Source organism: Paenirhodobacter enshiensis, from assembly GCF_000740785.1.
Taxonomy (GTDB): domain Bacteria; phylum Pseudomonadota; class Alphaproteobacteria; order Rhodobacterales; family Rhodobacteraceae; genus Rhodobacter; species Rhodobacter enshiensis.
This window is the reverse complement of sequence record NZ_JFZB01000005.1, coordinates 406,236-426,047: the sequence shown is the minus strand read 5'-3', so window position 1 is coordinate 426,047 and position 19,812 is coordinate 406,236. Positions and strand designations below refer to the sequence as shown.

19 protein-coding genes are annotated in these 19,812 nt (G+C 67.6%); 14 read left to right on the top strand and 5 right to left on the bottom strand.

The genetic code is table 11. From position 1 onward, the window contains the following. The first annotated feature begins 57 nt into the window (after positions 1-57). Positions 58-1,017 (top strand): class 1b ribonucleoside-diphosphate reductase subunit beta, encoded by a 960-nt coding sequence (gene nrdF / locus CG50_RS04905; protein ID WP_374271621.1) that lies wholly within the window; start codon positions 58-60, stop codon positions 1,015-1,017. 344 nt (positions 1,018-1,361) lie between these two features. Here nrdF and CG50_RS04900 read toward each other — a convergent pair whose 3' ends face one another. The 3 genes from CG50_RS04900 to CG50_RS17015 all read right to left on the bottom strand — a co-directional run bounded on the left by CG50_RS04900 (position 1,362) and on the right by CG50_RS17015 (position 4,032). Continuing rightward, the gene (locus CG50_RS04900; RefSeq protein ID WP_051909506.1) at positions 1,362-2,432 is read right to left on the bottom strand and encodes a hybrid-cluster NAD(P)-dependent oxidoreductase; all 1,071 of its coding nucleotides are present in this window, start codon (positions 2,430-2,432) and stop codon (positions 1,362-1,364) included. Beyond that, positions 2,429-3,667, bottom strand: coding sequence for an aromatic ring-hydroxylating oxygenase subunit alpha (locus tag CG50_RS04895; RefSeq protein WP_036635735.1), 1,239 nt, complete (start codon positions 3,665-3,667; stop codon positions 2,429-2,431). Before CG50_RS04895 ends, CG50_RS04900 begins: the two co-directional genes overlap by 4 nt. A 215-nt stretch (positions 3,668-3,882) precedes the next feature. Continuing rightward, positions 3,883-4,032, bottom strand: coding sequence for a hypothetical protein (locus CG50_RS17015; protein WP_161785382.1), 150 nt, complete (start codon positions 4,030-4,032; stop codon positions 3,883-3,885). A 207-nt stretch (positions 4,033-4,239) separates the two neighbouring features. Here CG50_RS17015 and CG50_RS04885 point away from each other — a divergent pair, with 207 nt between their 5' ends. The 11 genes from CG50_RS04885 to mnhG all read left to right on the top strand — a co-directional run bounded on the left by CG50_RS04885 (position 4,240) and on the right by mnhG (position 14,740). After that, positions 4,240-4,692: an Rrf2 family transcriptional regulator gene (locus tag CG50_RS04885; RefSeq protein WP_036635725.1), complete on the top strand. Its 453-nt coding sequence runs from the start codon at positions 4,240-4,242 to the stop codon at positions 4,690-4,692. Between the two features lie 300 nt (positions 4,693-4,992). After that, positions 4,993-6,015 carry a sulfate ABC transporter substrate-binding protein gene (locus CG50_RS04880; protein ID WP_081880280.1) on the top strand — a complete coding sequence of 341 codons (1,023 nt, stop codon included), beginning with the start codon at positions 4,993-4,995 and terminating at the stop codon, positions 6,013-6,015. Positions 6,016-6,023: 8 nt separating this feature from the next. Then, entirely contained in the window at positions 6,024-6,857 is an 834-nt protein-coding gene (gene cysT / locus CG50_RS04875) for a sulfate ABC transporter permease subunit CysT (protein ID WP_036635721.1), read from the top strand. Further along, complete coding sequence (gene cysW / locus CG50_RS04870) at positions 6,850-7,722, top strand: sulfate ABC transporter permease subunit CysW (protein WP_036635719.1); 873 nt, start codon at positions 6,850-6,852, stop codon at positions 7,720-7,722. The genes cysT and cysW overlap by 8 nt, the downstream gene beginning before the upstream one ends. 8 nt (positions 7,723-7,730) lie before the next feature. After that, entirely contained in the window at positions 7,731-8,450 is a 720-nt protein-coding gene (locus CG50_RS04865; RefSeq protein WP_051909505.1) for a sulfate/molybdate ABC transporter ATP-binding protein, read from the top strand. Positions 8,451-8,697: 247 nt separating this feature from the next. Then, positions 8,698-11,604, top strand: a complete 2,907-nt coding sequence (locus tag CG50_RS04860) for a monovalent cation/H+ antiporter subunit A (protein WP_036635717.1) — start codon at positions 8,698-8,700, stop codon at positions 11,602-11,604. Continuing rightward, positions 11,604-11,948: a Na+/H+ antiporter subunit C gene (locus CG50_RS04855; protein ID WP_036635715.1), complete on the top strand. Its 345-nt coding sequence runs from the start codon at positions 11,604-11,606 to the stop codon at positions 11,946-11,948. Before CG50_RS04860 ends, CG50_RS04855 begins: the two co-directional genes overlap by 1 nt. After that, positions 11,945-13,606: a monovalent cation/H+ antiporter subunit D gene (locus CG50_RS04850; protein ID WP_036635712.1), complete on the top strand. Its 1,662-nt coding sequence runs from the start codon at positions 11,945-11,947 to the stop codon at positions 13,604-13,606. Before CG50_RS04855 ends, CG50_RS04850 begins: the two co-directional genes overlap by 4 nt. Next, a complete protein-coding gene (locus CG50_RS04845) occupies positions 13,603-14,085 on the top strand; it encodes a Na+/H+ antiporter subunit E (protein WP_036635709.1) in 483 nt (160 codons plus the stop codon). The genes CG50_RS04850 and CG50_RS04845 overlap by 4 nt, the downstream gene beginning before the upstream one ends. After that, positions 14,082-14,363 (top strand): K+/H+ antiporter subunit F, encoded by a 282-nt coding sequence (locus CG50_RS04840; RefSeq protein ID WP_036635705.1) that lies wholly within the window; start codon positions 14,082-14,084, stop codon positions 14,361-14,363. Before CG50_RS04845 ends, CG50_RS04840 begins: the two co-directional genes overlap by 4 nt. Then, positions 14,360-14,740, top strand: a complete 381-nt coding sequence (gene mnhG, locus CG50_RS04835) for a monovalent cation/H(+) antiporter subunit G (RefSeq protein ID WP_036635703.1) — start codon at positions 14,360-14,362, stop codon at positions 14,738-14,740. Before CG50_RS04840 ends, mnhG begins: the two co-directional genes overlap by 4 nt. Here the strand turns inward: mnhG and CG50_RS04830 are convergent. Next, positions 14,722-15,147, bottom strand: coding sequence for a MerR family transcriptional regulator (locus CG50_RS04830; protein WP_036635701.1), 426 nt, complete (start codon positions 15,145-15,147; stop codon positions 14,722-14,724). The genes mnhG and CG50_RS04830 overlap by 19 nt on opposite strands. Before the next feature lie 74 nt (positions 15,148-15,221). Here CG50_RS04830 and CG50_RS04825 point away from each other — a divergent pair, with 74 nt between their 5' ends. Beyond that, the gene (locus CG50_RS04825) at positions 15,222-17,507 is read left to right on the top strand and encodes a heavy metal translocating P-type ATPase (protein ID WP_051909502.1); all 2,286 of its coding nucleotides are present in this window, start codon (positions 15,222-15,224) and stop codon (positions 17,505-17,507) included. An 85-nt stretch (positions 17,508-17,592) separates the two neighbouring features. Further along, the gene (locus tag CG50_RS04820) at positions 17,593-18,834 is read left to right on the top strand and encodes an Hsp70 family protein (RefSeq protein WP_036635698.1); all 1,242 of its coding nucleotides are present in this window, start codon (positions 17,593-17,595) and stop codon (positions 18,832-18,834) included. Positions 18,835-18,915: 81 nt separating this feature from the next. Here CG50_RS04820 and CG50_RS04815 read toward each other — a convergent pair whose 3' ends face one another. After that, a complete protein-coding gene (locus CG50_RS04815) occupies positions 18,916-19,677 on the bottom strand; it encodes a DUF1013 domain-containing protein (RefSeq protein ID WP_036635697.1) in 762 nt (253 codons plus the stop codon). Between the last annotated feature and the right edge of the window lie 135 nt (positions 19,678-19,812).

Sequence of the window (19,812 nt, the reverse complement as noted above, 5' to 3'; positions counted from 1 at the left end):
ACCCGAGGATATTTGAGGAAGACCGAGAGAAAGGTTCTTCGGATGAAAGATCACTCCATGACCCGCAGCACGCTCAAGGCGATCAACTGGAACCGGATCCAGGATGACAAGGATCTTGAGGTCTGGAACCGCCTGACGGCCAATTTCTGGCTGCCGGAGAAGGTTCCGCTGTCGAACGACGTGCCGTCCTGGGCGACGCTGCGCCCCGAGGAACAGACCCTGACGATCCGGGTGTTCACCGGGCTGACGCTGCTCGACACCATCCAGAACACCGTGGGCGCGCCGACCCTGATGCCCGATGCGATCACCCCGCATGAAGAGGCGGTGCTGTCCAACATCTGCTTCATGGAAGCGGTCCACGCGCGCAGCTATTCGTCGATCTTCTCGACGCTGTGCGGCATGAAGGAGGTCGACGAGGCCTTCCGCTGGTCCGAGGACAATCCGCATCTGCAGCAGAAGGCGCAGATCATCCTCGAGAAATACCGCGCGCAGGACGAGCCGCTGAAGAAGAAGATCGCCTCGGTGTTCCTCGAGTCGTTCCTGTTCTACTCGGGCTTCTACCTGCCGATGTATTGGTCGAGCCGCGCCAAGCTGACCAACACCGCCGACCTGATCCGCCTGATCATCCGCGACGAGGCGGTGCATGGCTATTACATCGGCTACAAGTTCCAGCGCGGTCTGGAACTGCTGAGCGAGGAAAAGCGTCAGGAGCTGAAGGATTTCGCCTTCGCGCTGATGTTCGACCTCTACGAGATCGAGACCCGCTACACCGAAGAGCTGTATGACGGCATCGGCCTGACCGAGGACGTGAAGGCCTTCCTGCATTACAACGCCAACAAGGCGTTGCAGAACCTCGGTTACGAAGCGCTGTTCCCGGCGCAGGCCTGCGAGGTCAACCCCGCGATCCTCGCCGCGCTGTCGCCCGACAGCGAGAACCACGACTTCTTCTCGGGTTCGGGGTCGAGCTACGTGATCGGCAAGGCCGTCGCGACCGAGGATGAGGACTGGAATTTCTGATCCCGCCACGACCGACGACACCAGGCGCCCCGGTTTTTCCGGGGCGTTTCCATGTCCGGCGCAGGCAAGGCCGGTCAGAACGGGTCATCTCAACGCGCCGAAACCGGAGGGGTCTGAAGTCCTGAACGGGCGGGGGAACGCACATCCGATGCGCGCGGAAGAGACCTGCTTGCGACCTGCCGAAAGGTCGGTTGCTGGCGCTGTCTCTTGGGGGAGCGGAGAGCTTGCTTGCGGTGTGCTGGCTGGCTGTCTTGCCCCACAGCTAAGACCAGCGCCCGCCCCGGTCAAGGGGCGGGCGCGAAAAAGCCTTTCGTCTCAAATAGTTGAGTTTTTGAATCGAAAATTCAGACCTCGACCTCGACCCGCCCGAGCGGGTTCGAGCAGCAGGCGAGGATATAGCCTTCCTCGATGTCCTCGTCCGAGATGCCGCCGTTGTGGACCATGTGCACCTCGCCCGAGACCTTCTTGATCTTGCAGGTGCCGCACAGCCCGAAGGTGCAGCCCGACGGAATGTTCAGCCCCGAACGCTTGGCCACGGCGAGGATGGTATCGGTCTCGGCGCAGGGCGTGCTGATACCGCTGTCGGCGAACACCACCTCGGCCGAGGCGCCTTCCTCGGGGGCGATGTCGGCGGGGACGTCGCTTTCCTCGCCCACCGGGGCGCCGAAGCTCTCCTGATGATAGCGGCTCATGTCATAGCCGAGCGCCGCGAGCATCTCGCGCACCGAGGTCATGAACGCGTCGGGGCCGCAGCAGAACACCTCGCGGTCGAGGTAATCGGGCGCCATCAGGCCGAGCATGATCTGGTTGAGCCGCCCCATGTAGCCCGGCCATGCCGAGAAGGCATCCGGGCGCGAGACGGTGAAGCGCAGCTGCACCCCCGGCACGCGGGCCGCCATCAGCTCCAGCCGCTCGCGGAAGATGATGTCGGCAGGCGTGCGCGCGGCATGGACGAAGACGATGTCCGGCGGCACACCCGAATCCCACGCCCAGGTGGTCATCGACATCATCGGCGTGATGCCGGAACCGGCCGAGATGAACAGATATTTCGATGCCGGATGGCGATGCGAGGTGAACGCCCCCGTCGGCCCCCAGGCCTTGATGCGCATTCCGGGCTTCAGCCGGTCGAGCATCCAGCGCGTGCCGATGGATTCGGCCTGCGCCTTGACGGTGATCGAGATCGACAGCGGCCGCGACGGCGAGGACGAGATCGTGTAGCTGCGCTGCACGTTCCCGCCCGGCACCGGCAGATCGAGGGTGACGAACTGCCCCGGCTCATAGTCGAACCACGCGCCCGAGGGCGCGCGGAACGTGAAGGTGGCGGAGTCGGCTGTCTCGGGCACGACCATGACGCATTCGAGGTCTTCGCTCTCGTGCCAGGGCGCCGAGGTCCAGTTCTTCGCCTTTGCCATCATTCGGCCGCCATCGCCGGACGCGGGGCGAGACGGTCGCTCATCAGATCGCAATACCAGTCGACGAACTGGATCACGCCTTCCTCGACCACGGTCGAATAGGGACCGGGCTCGTAGGCGGGCGACAGGATGCCCTTCTGGTTCTCCTCGACGACGCGGCGGTCCTCGTCATTGGTGGCGAGCCAGACCTCGGTCAGCTTCTCGACGTCGTAATCGACGCCCTCGACCGCATCCCTGGGCACCAGCCACTTGGTGGTGACCTGGGTGGTGGTGGGCGTCAGCGGCAGCACGCGGAACACGATGGCATGGTCGGCGAGGAAATGGTTCCAGGTGTTCGGGTAATGGTAGAACAGCAGCGACCCCGCGTCGAAGAACGGCATCTGCCCCATCAGCTTGCTGACGGCGCGCTTGGTCGACATCGTGTAGCTTTCGGCGTTGTTCAGCAGCGGGATGCGCGCCAGACGCCACTGCATCTTCGGATCGTTGGTGAAACGCGACGGCAGGCCCGCGGCCTCGCAGCGCTTCCAGTGATCGAGGATCTCGGGCGCGGCCGAATCGGGGCCGTCCATCGCGGTCATCGTCGGGCTGTCCGAATAGGTGCGGCACAGCGAAGGGTGCGAACCGCCGCAGTGATAGCACTCGCGGTTGTTCTCCATCACCAGCTTCCAGTTGCCGTTCTCGACGATGGTCGAGGAATAGGCGACCTTGGCATCCATCAGCCCCGCCGGGGCGAGGTATTGCGACAGCTTCGCCTCCATCGGGGCGAAATCGGGCGGCGTGTCGGACAGGCACACGAAGACCAGCCCGCCGACCTCGCGGCAGGCGACCGGCTTCAGGCCGAACTTCGCCGGCTCGAAACCCTCGTGCATGTCCTTCGCGTAGATCAGCCGGCCGTCGAGTTCGTAGGTCCACTGGTGGTAGGGGCACACGATCTTCGGCGCCGAGCCGGCGTCCTTCTGGCACAGCTTCTGGCCGCGGTGACGGCAGACGTTGTGGAAGGCGCGGATCGCACCGTCGGCGCCCTTGACGATCAGCACCGGATAGGCGCCGACCTGCATCGTGGCATAGGAGCCGGTCTTGACCAGCTCGGCCGTTGGCACGGCGAACAGCCATTCCTTGTAGAAGATGTTGTCGATATCGGCCTGATAGACCCCCTCGTCGCAATACAAGTCGCGTTCGAGCGAGAAGTTCGGGCGGCGCGCGGCGAGACGCGCAAGGATTTCGCTAGAGTTCAGCATCTGGCACCTCTTTCCGTCGCGTCGCGGGTGGGGGCGGTGCCCGGGCCGGCGGCGGCTGTGAAAACGGGGGCGCGGCCATCGGTTGCCGCAACCTGGATCGGATCGGTCCCCGGAAAAGCCGGGCACCTGAGCCGATCTAGCCAGTTTTCCGCCGCAAGCGGTGGACCGTTTGCGACCTCGCGAGGGCGGAAAGAGACGTCAGACCGCTTCGCGGTCTACTCGGCCGAAACCGGGGCCGAAACCGCGCCGCCAGAGGCGTGCGGCATCATGACGAAACCGGCGACTGCAAGATAGATCGCCACGAAGACGCCGAGCGTCAGATAGTCCCTCGTCGAGGGCTGATGATTGCGAAACAGGCGCTTCATCGCCTGACCTCCGAATGGGGTGCCGTTGCCGGCGGGGAAAGCTGCAAAGCCGGTGCCCATTGGCCCGAGCCCGCGTCTGGCACAGTAGACGCCAGACCGGCCCCATTTGTCTACCTTCTTTGTCGTTATTGTCGAGAAAAGACCGCCTGTCCGTCCTCCGCCCGTTTCCCGATTGATTCCGTCTCGTTGCGCCAATACATCTGGTCCATGATCACGCAGAAGATGAAATATGCGCTCAAGGCCTTGCTGGTTCTGGGCGACGAGGCCGCAAGGGAAACGCCCGAAGCGCTGACGATCGAGGAGATCGCCCGCCGGTCCGGTGCGCCGAAGCGATTCCTCGAACATATCCTGCTGGAAATCCGCAAGACCGGCGTGATCGCCTCCAGCCGGGGGCGTGCGGGCGGCTACACGCTGATCAAGAAGCCGGCCGAAGTCTCTATCTCGGAGCTGCTGCGCCGCATCGACGGCCCGATCGCACCGCTGCCGTGCCTGTCGCGCTCGGCCTATCAGCGCTGCGAGGACTGCACCGACGAGGCGACCTGCCGCATCCGCAAGGTCTTTGCCGAGGTGTTCTGGTCCTATCTCGTGCTCATCGATTCGCTGACACTCGAGGACATGATGCGCTCCTCCGATGTGAGCGAACAGGTCATCGGCGCCTGATTCCGCATCCGATCCGCCCCCCTGTCTTGCAAGGCCGTGAGGCCGCCTGACCTGCTGTGCCGCAGCCCCGGACAAGGCTTGCGAACAGGGGTTTCATTTTTTCGTTGCAAAACTCTACCGGACTACTCGATATTAAATCCGAAGTTCAACGGATCATCCGACGAGGAGCCCGCCATGACTCGACCCGCATATGTCGTCCCCGTTCTTCCGGCCGCACCCCGCTGTCGGGCGCACTGAGCCCCCTTCCGCATTCCCTGAGGTCCGCCCCTGCCGGACCGACCAGACCGGAGATTTCCCAAAATGACGACCAAGACTATCGGTAAACGCATCAATGCCCTGACCAAAGGCCTGTTCCCGGCTCTCGCGCTGGCTGCGCTGAGCCTGTCGACCGCCCCCGCCGCGCAGGCCGAGGGGCTGCTGAATGTCAGCTACGATCCGACGCGCGAATTCTACCGCGCTTACAACGATCTGTTCTCAGACCACTGGAAGGCGCTCGGCCACAAGGCGCCGGACCTCGAAACCTCGCATGGCGGGTCGGGCGCACAGGCGCGCGCGGTGGTCGAGGGGCTGAACGCCCAGGTGGTGACGCTGGCGCTCTCGGCCGACATCGACCGCGTGGCCGCCGCCGGCAAGCTGCCGAAGGACTGGCAGGCGAGCCTGCCGCACAACTCTTCGCCCTATACCTCGACCATCGTGTTCCTGGTGCGCAAGGGCAATCCGAAGGGCATCCACGACTGGGGCGATCTGGTGAAGCCCGGGATCGAGGTCATCACGCCGAACCCGAAGACCTCGGGCGGGGCGCGGTGGAACTACCTCGCCGCCTGGGCCTGGGCCGAGAAGAACGGCAAGGATCCCCTCGCCTTCGAGAAAGAGTTGTTCTCGCATGTGCCGGTGCTCGATTCCGGGGCGCGCGGCGCGACCACGACCTTCGTGCAGCGCGAGATCGGCGACGTGCTGCTCGCCTGGGAGAACGAGGCCTATCTGGCGCTCGACGAACTCGGCCCCGACGCGTTCGAGATCGTCAGCCCCTCGGTCTCGATCCTGGCCGAACCGCCGGTCGCCGTGGTCGACGCCAATCTGAAGGGCGACGAGCAGACCGCGATGGCGAAGGAATACGTCAATTACCTCTATTCGCCCGAGGCGCAGGCGCTGGCGATCCACAACCATTACCGCGCCTGGGATACCTCGAAGGCCGATCCGGCCGAGGTCGCCCGTTTCGCCAAGATCGACATGGTGACCATCGCCGATTTCGGCGGCTGGCAGAAGGCGCAGCCCCAGCATTTCGGTGACGGCGGCACCTTCGATCAGATCTACGGCAAGTGAGGGCGGCGATGCGTCCTTTCGTCCGACCGTCGCCGATGCCGGGGCTGAGTCTCAGCCTCGGCATCACGCTGACCATGCTGTCGCTGGTGGTGCTGCTGCCGATGGCGGCGCTGCTGTGGCAGGGCGCAAGCTTCGGCATCGGCCCGATGTGGGATGTGATCGACCGCGACCGGGTATGGAAGGCGCTGCTGCTGTCGTTCCGCGTGGCCTTCTTCGCGGCGCTGTTCAATCTGGTGTTCGGGGTGCTGCTGGCCTGGGTGCTGGTGCGCTACGATTTCCCCGGCCGGCGGCTCGTCGATGCGGCGGTCGATCTGCCCTTCGCGCTGCCGACCGCCGTCGCCGGCATCGCGCTGACCGCGCTTTACGCCCCGAACGGGCTGTTCGGCAGCTGGCTCAAACCCTACGGGATCAAGATCGCCTATACCGAATGGGGCATCCTGATCGCGCTGATCTTCGTCGGCCTGCCCTTCGTCACCCGCACCGTCCAGCCCGTCGCCGAGGAGATCGACCGCGAGGTCGAGGAAGCCTCGGCCACGCTCGGCGCGTCGCGCTTCTACACGCTGTGCCGGGTGATCGCGCCGATGCTGGCACCGGCCGCGCTGACCGGCTTCGCGCTGGCGCTGGCGCGGGCGGTGGGCGAATACGGCTCGGTCATCTTCATCGCCGGCAACATCCCGATGAAGACCGAGATCGCGCCCCTGCTGATCGTCATGCAGCTCGAGGAATTCAACTACAACGGCGCGGCGGCGATCGGCATCGCGATGCTGGCGATCTCCTTCGTGCTGCTTCTGGCGATCAACCTGTTGCAGATCTGGAGCCGGAGGAGAATCGGCCATGTCTGAGACCCCCTCGTCCCACCGCCCGCGCTTCCGCTCCGCGACCGAGGAACCTGCGCCTGTCCGCATCGGGCTGATCGCGTTCGTGGTGCTGGTTCTGGCGGTGCTGGTGCTCGCACCGCTCGGCGTGATCTTCAGCGAGGCCTTCGCCAAGGGCTGGGCCGCCGCGTGGAAGGCGCTGCAAAGCAAGGATCTGCAATCGGCGATCTGGCTGACGCTGGTGGTCGCAGCGATTGCCGTGCCACTGAACGCGGTGTTCGGCGTGGCCGCCGCCTGGCTGATCACCAAGTTCGACTTCCGCGGCAAGGCGGTGCTGATCACGCTGATCGACCTGCCGTTCTCGGTCTCGCCGGTGGTGGCGGGGCTGTGCCTCGTGCTGATGTTCGGCGCGAACACGATGGTCGGCGGCTGGCTGGTCGCGCAGGGGATGCCCATCGTCTTCGCCATTCCCGGCATCGTCATGGCGACGATGTTCGTCACCTTCCCCTTCGTCGCGCGCGAGCTGATCCCGGTGATGATCGAGCAGGGCCGCACCGAGGAAGAGGCGGCGCTGACCCTCGGCGCCTCGGGGTGGCGGACGTTCCTGACCGTCACCTTGCCGAACATCCGTTGGGCGCTTCTCTATGGCGTGCTGCTGTGCAACGCCCGCGCGATGGGCGAATTCGGCGCCGTCGCCGTGGTCTCGGGCAAGATCCGCGGCAAGACCGCGACCATGCCACTTGCGATCGAGATGCTCTACAACGAATATCTTTCCGTCGCGGCGTTTTCGCTTGCCGGGCTGCTGACGCTGCTCGCCCTTGTCACGCTGCTGCTCAAATCGGTGCTGGAAATACGCTACGCCGATCAGCTTGCCGCCACCCGCCGTCACTGAGGCCACCCATGCATATCGAGATCGACGAAATCGCCAAGTCCTTCGGGGACACGACCGCGTTGCAGCCGGTGTCGCTCGCCATTCCCTCGGGGGCGCTGGTGGCGCTGCTCGGCCCCTCGGGGTCGGGCAAGACGACGCTTCTGCGCATCCTTGGCGGGCTGGAATATCCGACTTCGGGCCGGGTGCTGTTCGACGGGGCGGACTCCACCGGGCTGAGCGTGCAGCAACGCCGCGCCGGCTTCGTGTTCCAGAGCTACGCGCTGTTTCGCCACATGACGGTGTTCGAGAACATCGCCTACGGGCTGAAGGCGCGGCCGCGCAAGCTGCGCCCGCCGCGGGCCGAGATCGCGCGCCGCGTGGCGAAGCTTCTGGACCTGATCCAGCTTCCGGGCATCACCGACCGCTATCCGACGCAGCTTTCGGGCGGTCAGCGCCAGCGCGTCGCACTGGCCCGCGCGCTCGCCATCGAGCCGCGGATGCTGCTCCTCGACGAGCCGTTCGGCGCGCTCGACGCCAAGGTCCGCAAGGAGCTGCGCCACGGCCTGCGCGAGATCCACGACGCCACCGGCCTGACCACGATCTTCGTCACCCACGATCAGGACGAGGCGATGGAACTCGCCGATCTGGTGGTGGTGATGTCGATGGGCCGGATCGAGCAGGTCGGCCGGCCGCAGGACATCCGCGAGCGCCCCGCCACCCCCTTCGTGCGCGAGTTCATCACCGCCTGAGCCCGCCGTGCCGCCCCCGCCGGGCGCCCCGCAATGGCACCGGCGGGCAAAGTCACGGGAATATCAGGACAATCCGCACTTAATGCGGCGCAGGCGGTTGATCTTCCCCGTCCAGGGATGGCATCCTCGGAACAAGGTCTCCCGTCCGCGATTGCCCTCTTCCGCGCTGCCGCTCCCGCGGCGCCGGGGGGATAGGGTTGCGCGCGCCGGGTGCCGCCGCCGCAACTCCCGAGGACCTCCCCGCCGCATGATCGAACAGAACCTGCTCCTGATCCTCGTCGCCCTGCCGTTCCTCGGTGCGATCGCAGCCGCGACGCTTCCGGTGAACGCCCATAACGCGGCGGCCTGGCTGTCGGGACTGACGCTCTGTGCGGGGCTGGCGATCATGGCGGGGCTGTGGCCCATGGTCTCGGAAGGCGAGGTGCTGCGCGCCGGCGTCCGCTGGGTGCCGGCGGCGGGGCTCGACCTCGATTTCCGCATCGACGGGCTGGCCTGGCTGTTCGTCACGCTGGTGCTGACGATGGGCGTTCTGGTGGTGATCTACGCGCGCTACTACCTGTCGAAGACCGATCCGGTGCCGCGGTTCTATTCCTTCCTCATGGCCTTCACAGGTGCCATGCTGGGCCTGCTGACCTCTGGCAACATGCTGATTCTGGTGGTGTTCTGGGAGATGACCTCGGTCTTTTCCTTCCTGCTGATCGGCTATTGGCACGGCAATCCGAACGCGCGCGACGGGGCGCGGACTTCGCTGATCCTGACCGCCGGGGGCGGCGTGTGCCTGCTCGCCTCGGTGCTGATGATCGGCCAGATCGTCGGCAGCTATGACCTCGACGAGGTGCTGTCCTCGGGCGAGATCATCCGTCACAGCGCGCTGTATCTGCCGGCGATGGCGCTGTTCCTGCTCGGCGCCTTCACCAAATCGGCGCAGTTCCCGTTTCACTTCTGGCTGCCCGGCGCGATGGCGGCGCCGACGCCGGTTTCCGCCTTCCTGCATTCGGCGACGATGGTGAAGGCGGGGGTGTTCCTGCTGATCCGGTTCTCGCCCGCGCTCGGCGGCACGCAGATCTGGTTCTATGCCGTCACCGGAACCGGCCTCGCGACGATGGTGATCGGCGCGGCCATCGCGCTGTTCCGCCACGATCTCAAAGGATTGCTGGCCTATTCGACGATCTCGCATCTGGGGCTGATAACGGCGCTCGCCGGGCTCGGCTCGCCCGCCGCGATTCTGGCGGCGATCTTTCACATCGTGAACCACGCGGTGTTCAAGGGCTCGCTGTTCATGGCGGCGGGCATCATCGACCACGAGACCGGCACGCGCGACATGCGCCGGTTGTCGGGGCTGATCCACGCGATGCCGATCACCGGCACGCTCGCCATCGTCGCGGCCTCGGCGATGGCCGGGGTGCCGCTGCTGAACGGCTTCATCTCGAAGGAAATGTTCTTCGCCGAGGCGACCGAGTGGCACAACGGCACCTGGCTCGACGATTCGATGCCGTGGATCGCAACGCTCGCCGGCGCGCTGGCGGTGGCCTATTCGGCGCGCTTCGTGGTGTCGGTGTTCTTCGGCCCGCTCGCCCGCGATCTTCCCCGCCCGGCACATGAGCCGACGCCCTGGATGCGCCGCCCGGTCGAGGTTCTGGTGCTGATCTGTCTGGTGGTCGGCGTGGTGCCCGATCAGACCCTCGGGCCGGTGCTGAACCTGGCGCTGCAGGCGGTCACCGGGCCGCAGACGCCGCATTTCGACATCGCGGTCTGGCACGGCTTCAACCTGCCGCTGAAGATGAGCCTGGTGGCGCTCGGCTGCGGCGCGGCGCTGTTCGCGCTGAGCGGGCGGCGCATCGCCATGGGCCCCGAGGGGCCGCCGCTGATCCACCGCATCCGGGCGCAACGGATCTACGAATGGCTGATGCTGCGGCTGAGCTGGAAATGGCCGCGCCGCCTGCTGGCACTCGTCGGAACCGAGAAACTGCAACCCCAGCTGCTCATTCTGGTGCTGCTGGCGCTGGCCGTCGGCATCGCGACGCTGTGGGGCACCGGCTGGAGCCTGCCGCCCGCGGTGACCAATCCGGTCGATCCGGCCTTCGCGCTGATGTGGCTCGCAGGCGGGGCGGCGGCGGTCGCGGCGGCCTGGCAGGCGAAATATCACCGCTTCGCCGCGCTGATCCTGCTCGGGGCGGCGGGCACGGTGACCTGCGTGACCTTCGCCTGGTTCTCCGCCCCCGATCTCGCGGTGACGCAGTTGCTGGTCGAGATCGTCACCACGGTGCTTCTCCTCCTCGGGCTGCGCTGGCTGCCGCAGCGCCGGTCCGAGATCGTCGGCGACCGGCTGATGCCGGCACGGCTGCGGCGCGCGCGCGATCTGGTGATCGCGGGGCTGTCGGGCGCGGGGATCGCGGCGGTGGCCTATGCGGTGATGACCCGGCCGCTGGTGCCCAACATCGGCGACTGGTTCCTGCGCAACGCCTATTACGGCGCGGGCGGCACCAATGCGGTGAACGTGATCCTCGTCGATTTCCGCGCCTTCGACACCTTCGGCGAGATCACCGTCCTCGCCATCGTCGGGCTGACGGTCTACGCGCTGCTGCGCCGCTTCCGCCCGACGCCCGAAAGCGTCGCCGCGCCGAACGCCCAGTCGCATGGCGACGGCGTGCCTCTGGCCGAGGTCATGCTGGTCCCCGCGACGATCCTGCGCTGGATGTTCCCGGTGCTGATCGTGATCGCGGCCGATCTGTTCTTCCGCGGCCACGACCTGCCGGGCGGCGGGTTCTCGGCCGGGGTGACGATGGCGGTGGCCTTCCTGCTGCAATACCTCGGCTCGAACGTGAAATGGGTCGAGGCGCGGCTGACCGTGCTGCCGATCCGCTGGATGGGCTTCGGGCTGCTGATCGCGGGCGCGACCGGGATGGGGGCGGCGCTGTTCGGCTATCCGTTCCTGACCGCCTATGCCCGCTACGTCGATCTGCCCGCCATCGGCAAGACGCCGGCGGCGACCGCGCTTCTGTTCGATGCCGGGGTCTTCGCGCTGGTGATGGGGGCGGTGGTGCTGATGCTGATCGCCATCGCGCACCAGACGCTGCGCGCCGCCCGTCTGCGCGAGGCCGAAGCGGCCGCGAAGGCCGCCAGACCTTCTTCTCCTGCACCGGAGGCCCTCTGATGGAAATCGTCCTGTCTCTGGCCATCGGCGTGCTCTCCGCCTCGGGGATCTGGCTGCTGCTGCGCCCGCGCACCTTTCAGGTCATCACCGGGCTGTGCCTGCTGTCCTATGCGGTCAATCTGTTCATCTTCTCGATGGGGCGGCTGACCGTGGGTGCGCCGCCGATCATGCCCAAGGGCGGCTGGGTCGATCCGACCACCTATGCCGACCCGCTGCCGCAGGCGCTGGTACTGACCGCCATCGTCATCAGCTTCGCCACCACGGCGCTGTTTCTGGTGGTGATGATGGCCTCGCGCGGCATGACCGGAACCGACCATGTCGACGGGCGCGAGGCCGACCAATGATCGCTTCCGACCACCTGATGATCGCCCCCATCGTGATCCCGTTCTTCGCCGGGGCGCTGACGCTGCTCTATGACGAGCGTCAGCGCCGCGCCAAGCTCGGGATCGGGCTCGCCTCCTGCGTCGCGCTGCTGATCGTCGGGGTGGAGCTGCTGAACCGCACCAAGGGGAACGGTGCGGGAGGCGGAGAAATCTCGTTCTACCTGCTCGGCGACTGGACGGCGCCCTTCGGCATCGTGCTGACGCTCGACCGGCTGGCGGCGACGATGCTGCTGCTCGCGGCGCTGGTCGCCCTGCCCGCGCTGATCTATGCCGCCGCCGGCTGGCACAAGCAGGGCCAGCATTTCCACGCACTGTTCCAGTTCCTGCTGATGGGGCTGAACGGCGCCTTCCTGACCGGCGATCTGTTCAACCTGTTCGTGTTCTTCGAGGTGCTTCTCGCGGCCTCTTACGGGCTGGTGCTGCATGGCTCCGGCCCGGCCAGGGTGCGCGGCGGGCTTCACTACATCGCGGTCAATCTGGCGGCCTCGCTGCTGTTCCTGCTCGGCGTCAGTCTGATCTACGGCGTGACGGGGACGCTGAACATGGCGCATCTGGCGAAGCTCGTCCCGGTGCTGCCCGAGGTCGACCGGCCGCTGTTCCGCCTTGGCGCCGGGCTGCTGGGGCTGGCGTTTCTGGTCAAGGCCGGGGTCTGGCCGCTCGGGTTCTGGCTGCCCTCGGCCTATATGGCGGCGGCGGCGCCGGTGGCCGCGGTCTTCGCCATGCTGACCAAGGTCGGCGTCTACGTGATCTTGCGGCTGTCGATGCTGACCCTCGCGCAGGGCACGGCGGGAGAAATGGCCACGGGCATCGCGACGGGCGGCATCGCCCCGGCCGGCACCACGGCGCAGATCCTCGTCGCGGCGGGGATGGCGACGGTGGTGTTCGGGGTGCTGGGGGTTCTGGCCTCGCAGGGCCTCGGGCGGATGACGGCGCATCTGGTGCTGGTCTCCTCGGGCACGCTGGTGACGATGACCGGCCTCGCGCTTCTGGGCGGCGGGGCGGCGATGCTCGGCGGGGCGCTTTATTACCTCGTCGCCTCGACCATCGCCATCGCCGCGCTGTTTCTGCTGATCGAACCGATGAGCCGCGAGGAAGGCAGCATCGCTGCGCTGCTGGCGCTGACCGCCGATGCCTACGGGATCGAGCAGCCCGAGGATGACGCCACCCCCGAGATGGGCCTCGCCATTCCCGGCACGCTGACCGTTCTGGGCCTCGTCTTCGGGGCCTGCGTGATGGTGCTCGCCGGACTGCCGCCGCTTCCCGGTTTCATCGGCAAGGTGGCGATGCTGCGTGCGCTGATCGGCTCGGGCGCGGTGCCGGCGGCGCTTGGCTGGGGGGTGGTGGCGCTGCTGCTGCTCGCCGGTTTCGCCACGCTGATCGGGCTTGCGCGCATCGGCATCCAGACCTTCTGGGCGAGCGAAGGCGCCGTGCCCAAGGTTCTCGCGCTCGAGATCGCGCCGGTGATCGCGCTGGTCCTCGGCCTCGGGGTGATGACGGTGAAGGGGCAGGACACGCTGCGCTTCATGGAGGACACCGCGCAATCGCTGCTCACCCCCTCGATCTACGCCGATGGCGTGCTGAGCGCGCCGAGCGTCGAACAGGAGACCCCGAAGGAATGAAACGGTTTCTTCCGCATCCGGTCCTTTCGCTCGCCCTCGTGCTGATGTGGCTGCTGCTGACGCGGTTCTCGCTCGGGCAACTGCTGCTCGGGGGGGCGGTGGCGCTGGTCGCGGGGCGCGCGCTCGCGACGATCGAACCCGAGGGGCCGCGGATCCGCCTCGGCGCGCTGTGGCGGGTGGTGCCGCTCACCGCCGTGGTGTTCGCCGATATCCTGAAATCCAACCTGCTGGTGGCGCGGCGGATCCTGCGCGGTGCGCGCGCGCCGTCGGGCTTCGTGCGGGTGCCGCTGCGGCTGCGTGGGCCGATGCCTCTTGCGGTGCTGGCGCTGATCCTGACCGCGACCCCCGGCAGCGCCTGGATGTCATGGGACGAGGAGAAGGGCGAATTGCTGGTCCATGTCCTCGAACTCGATGGCACCGACTGGCCGGCGCTGATCCGCGACCGCTACGAGGCCCCCTTGCTGGAGATCTTCGCATGAGCGCCCTGATCCTGACCGCAGCCCTGTCTTATGCGCAGATCGCGCTGGCACTGGCGGTGTGCCTGGCCACGGCGCGGCTGTTGCGCGGAAAGCGCGCACAGGACCGGGTGCTCGCCCTCGATGCGGCCTATGTCGCGACGATGCTTCTGTTGCTGGTCACCGCGATGCGGATGGGATCGGGGCTGTTCTTCGAGGCGGCGATGATCATGGCGGGGATCGGCTTCGTCTCCTCGCTGGCTCTGGCGAAATTCCTGCTGCGCGGCGAGGTGATCGAATGAGCGGTGCGGATCTTCCTCTCTGGGCGGCGGTGCTCATCGCGGCGCTGGTGGTGATCGGCAGCACGCTGACGCTGATCGGTGCGCTCGGTCTGCTCAGCCTGCGCAGCTTCTATGACCGGCTTCATGCGCCGGCGCTCGGGGCCAGCTGGGGCACGGGGGCGGTGATCCTCGCCTCGATGGCGCTGTTCAGCCTGCAGGGCGGAACGCTGCAGCTCCATGAGATCATCATCGGCGTCTTCGTCATGGTGACGACGCCGGTGGCGACGATGATCCTCGGCCGGGCCGCGCTGACACGCGATGTCGCCGACGGGCTGATCGCCGCGCCCGGAAGCGAGCCCGGAAGCGAAACCGGGGGCGATCAGTCACCACCCGCATGATCGTGAGCGCACAGCGCATGATCGCCCAGCACCTCGATCACCCGGCAATCGGCGATGGTGCCGTGGCAGCCCTGCGCGATCATCCGGGCAAGCTCTTCCTCCAGCGCCTGCAACCGGGCGATGCGCTCGCGCACCGCGTGAAGCTGCTCGCGCACGATGCCGTCCGCCGCGGCGCAAGACGCCTCCGGCCGGTCCGACAGCGACAGCAGATCGCGGATCGCGTCGAGCGGAAAGCCCAGCTCGCGCGCATGGCGCACGAAGCGCAGCCGGTCACGGTGCGCCCCGTCGTACAGCCGCTGATTGCCGGCACTGCGATCCGGCTCCGGCAACAGGCCGATCTGCTCATAATAGCGGATCGTCGGAACCTTCACCCCGGTCTCATGCGCCAGCTTGCCGATGGTCAGCATCGAAAAACCTCTTGAAGCTATAGTTGCTAGAGAGATTAGGGTCCGATTCGCTGAAAACAAGACCAGAGAGTCCGATGCCCACCTCCGCCCCTGAGACCGAGACCGAAACCGAGAAGACCGCCTGCGAATGGCGGGTGAGCGGAATGGACTGCGCCGCCTGCGCCAACCGGATCCGCGGCGCGGTCGAACGCCTGCCGGGTGTCGCCGATGTCGAGCTGGCGGTGATGAGCGAGAAGCTGAAGCTGAACCTCGACGAAACCGCCACCTCGCGCGAGACGGTCGAGAAGACGGTGCGCGCGCTTGGTTACGGTATCGGAGCCACGGGCAAGATGCAGGCTTCGGGCGGCGGATGCTGCCCGGGCGGGGCGTGCCACTGCCATTGCGACGATGACGATGACGATGACGATGACGGGCATGACCACGATCACGCCGCCGGGCATTCGCATTCGCACGGCCATTCCCACGGTTCGGGCCCCGAGGACGAGGGCCGGGCGTGGTATCGGACGGCGAAGGGGCGGCTCGTGCTGCTCAGCGGGGCGGTGCTGGCGCTCGCCTGGGGCGTCGAGCTGTTCGGGCCGGCGGGCCTCGGCACCTGGGCTTTCGGGCTCGCCTGCCTGATCGGGCTGGTGCCGGTCGCGCGGGCCGCCGGACGCGCGCTGCGCATGGGCCAGCCCTTCACCATCGAGGGGCTGATGACCATCGCCGCCATCGGCGCGCTGCTGATCGGCGCGACGCAGGAGGCGGCGCTCGTCGTCTTCCTCTTCGCGGTGGGCGAGGTGCTCGAAGGCGTCGCCGCCGACCGCGCCCGCGACGGGATCCGCGCGCTCTCCGCCCTGATCCCGCGCAGCGCCATGCTGGAAGAGGGCGGCACGCTGCGCGAGGTGCCGGCCGACAGCCTGACGCCCGGTCAGATCGTTCTGGTCCGTCCGGGCGAACGCGTGCCCGCCGATGGCGAGATCGTCGAAGGGGTGTCGAGCCTCGACGAAAGCCCGGTGACCGGCGAGAGTATCCCGCAGGGCCGCGGCCCGGGCGATGCGGTGCCGGCCGGCGCGATCAACACCGAGGCCGCGCTGCGCCTGCGCGTCAGCCGCGCCGCCGCGGACAACACCATCGCCCGCATCGTGCGCATGGTCGAGGAGGCCGAGGCCGCCCGCGCCCCGACCGAGCGTTTCATCGACCGGTTCAGCCGCTGGTACATGCCCGCGGTGATCGCCATCGCCGCGCTGGTCATCGTGGTGCCGCCGCTTGCCTTCGGCGAGGACTGGATGCGCTGGATCTATCGCGGGCTGTCGATCCTGCTGATCGGCTGCCCCTGCGCGCTGGTGATCTCGGTCCCGGCCTCCATCGCCTCGGCGCTGTCGACGGGGGCGCGGCGCGGGCTGTTGATGAAGGGCGGCGCGGTGGTCGAGGCGACGGCGCATGTGCGCTCGGTCGCTTTCGACAAGACCGGGACGCTGACCCTCGGCCGGCCGGAGGTAACGGATGTCATCAGCCTCGACGGCACGCCGAAGGACGAGGCGCTGGCCCTGGCCGCGGCGGTGGAGGCGGGATCCACCCACCCCCTCGCCCGCGCGGTGAACGAGGCCGCGAAAGCCGCATCGCTGAGCGTTCCCTCGGCGAGCGCGGCGACCGTTCTGCCCGGCCGGGGGGTGCGCGCCGAGGTGGCGGGAGAAACGCTGTGGCTGACCTCGCCGCTCCATGCGCTCGAAGCGGGCGCGCTCGACACGACCGGGCTGGCGGGCGCCGAGGCGCTCGAAGCCGAGGGCAAGACCACCGTCGCCCTGTTCCGTGCAGGCCGCGCCATCGCGCTGATCGCGCTGCGCGACGAGCCCCGCCCCGACGCCGCCGAGGCGATGCGCCAGCTGCGCGCGCTCGGCATCGTGCCGGTGGTGCTGACGGGCGACAACCCGCGCACCGCGGCCGCCATCGCGGGCGGCCTCGGGATCGAATACCGCGCCCGGATGCTGCCCGAAGACAAGCTCGCCGCGATCCGCGACATGTCGGCCTCGGGCGGGGTGATGATGATCGGCGACGGGATCAACGATGCGCCGGCGCTGAAACAGGCGACGGTGGGCGTGGCGATGGGCTCGGGCACCGATGTGGCGCTGGAGACGGCGGATGCCGCGATCCTGCGCGACCGGGTGTGCGATGTCGCCGCGCAGATTCGCCTCGCGCGCGCCGCGATGGCCAATGTGCGCCAGAACGTCGGGCTGGCTCTGGGGCTGAAGGCGGTGTTTCTGGTGACCTCGGTCGCCGGGATCACCGGGCTGTGGCCGGCGATCATGGCCGACACCGGGGCGACGGTGCTGGTGACGCTGAACGCGCTTCGGATGCTGCGCTACGATCCGAGCCGCCCCTGACCCCTGCCCCGCCCGGTCTTGCGGCCGGGCGAGAAAGCCGTTACCTCCGCGGCCTTCGGACGGCAGGCCAGCGGGGAAACGGCAGATGGCAACGGACATCCTGGCAATCGACTACGGCACCTCGAACTCGGCGGTGGCGGTCTTCGATCAGGGCGCGGTGCGCCGCATCCCCGTCGAGACCGGCGCCGACACCCTGCCGACCGCAGTGTTCTTCCCCGCCGGCAGTGGCGCGATGCGGATCGGTCAGGCCGCGGCCGATGCGCTGATCGACGGGACCGAGGGGCGCTACATGCGCGCGCTCAAAAGCGTGCTCGGCACATCGCTGTTCAACGAATCGCGCCCGATCGGCGGCAAGCGCCGCACGCTCGCCGATATCACCACCGCCTTCCTCGCCGAGCTGCGCGAGCGCGCCGAGCGCACCAGCGGCCTGACCTTCCGCCGCGTGCTGTCGGGCCGGCCGGTGCATTTCCACACCGCCGACCCCGAGCGCGACGCCCGCGCCGAGGCCGATCTTGCCGCCTGCTACCGCGCCGCGGGTTATGACGAGGTCGCCTTCCTGCCCGAACCCGAGGCCGCGGCGCTGGCCGCCGGACGCAACGACCCGGATCTGCGCACCGGGCTGATCGTCGACATCGGCGGCGGCACCTCGGATTTCACGGTGTTCCGCCGCGAAGCCGGGGCCATCCGCATTGTCGCGAGCCACGGCATCAGGCTCGGCGGCACCGATTTCGACCATGCCGCCTCGCTCGCCCATGCGATGCCGCTGCTCGGTCAGGGCGGGCAGTTGCGCCGCGAATTCGGCCCCGAGCTGCTGCCCGTGCCGAACGGCATCTATGTCGAGCTGGCGACCTGGGCGAAGATCCCGTTCCTTTACACCGCCGACACCCGGCGCAGCGTGAAGCAGATGGCGAAGCTCGCCGTCGACAAGGAGCGGATGGGCCGCCTCGTCACCGTGCTGGAGGACGAGCTGGGCCACGAACTCGCCTTCGCGGTCGAGAAGGGCAAGATCGCGGCGAATGGCGCTGGCCAGTCGGGCCGCATCGCCATGGGCTTCATCGAGCCGCGCCTCTCCGCCCCGATCACCGCCGAGAGCCTGAACGACGCGCTTTCCGCCTACCGCGCCGAGCTGCGCGCGGCCGCCGCCGAGACCCTGACCCGTGCCGCGATCCCGGCCGGAGAGATCGACACCGTGGTCCTCGTCGGCGGATCGAGCCTGATGCGGCTGGTGTCCGAGGAGGCGCAGGCGCTGTGCCCGAAGGCCCGCGTCACCCGCGCCGAGGCCTTCACCGCCGTGGTCGACGGGCTGGCGCTGGCCACCGCAGGCTGAAACGCCGAACACCGGGACATGAAAAAGGCCGCCCCGGGGCGGCCTTTTCTATTCCCTGCGAAAGCCGGAAACGGCGGGCGTTCAGTGACGCTCGTCCTTCTCGTCCTCGTCTTCATCCTCGTCCGAATGCGGCAGGTTGAAGAAGCTCTCGGCATCCGAGAAGTCCTTCGGCTCCTTCGAGGTCTCGTCGTCGGACAGCGCGAAGCCTTCGAGGCCCGCCACCGCCGAGGGCAGACGCGGTTCGGTCGTCATGCCGAGCGACAGCTCGGTCGAGACCAGCTTGCGACGCTCGTCATCCGACATCATGTCGGCGGCGTGCTTCTTCGCGGCGGTCGCCAGCTCGGCGTCCAGCTCGCCCTGACGGCACAGGCCGAGCGCGACCGGGTCGATCGGGGTCATGCTCTGGATGTTCCAGTGCGTCCGGTCGCGGATCGAGGCGATCGTCGGCTTGGTGGTGCCGATCAGCCGGGCGATCTGCGCGTCCGAGAGTTCCGGGTGGAACTTCACCAGCCACAGGATCGAATTCGGACGGTCCTGACGCTTCGACAGCGGAGTGTAACGCGGGCCACGGCGCTTGTCCTCGCCCACGGCGGCCGGGTTGGCCTTCAGGCGCAGCTTGTAAAGCGGATCCTTCTCGCCCTTCTCGATTTCCTTCTGGTCGAGCTGATTATGCGCGATCGGGTCGAACCCCTTCACGCCGACCGCCACGTCGCCATCGGCAATGCCCTGCACTTCCAGCTCGTGCATACCGCAGAAATCGGCAACCTGCTTGAAGGTCAGGGTCGTATTGTCCACGAGCCACACGGCGGTGGCCTTGGCCATCAGGGGCTTGTTCGGCGTCATAACGGCGATCCTTTTGCACATATCTGTCCCGGGCCGAGAAACCGGCTGCGGCCCGGTTCCCCCCGTGCCGCGGTCCATTTCTGGTGGGGAATTGGTCTGCTATATAAGGCAAAAACCGTTCAAGGAAAAGTGGAA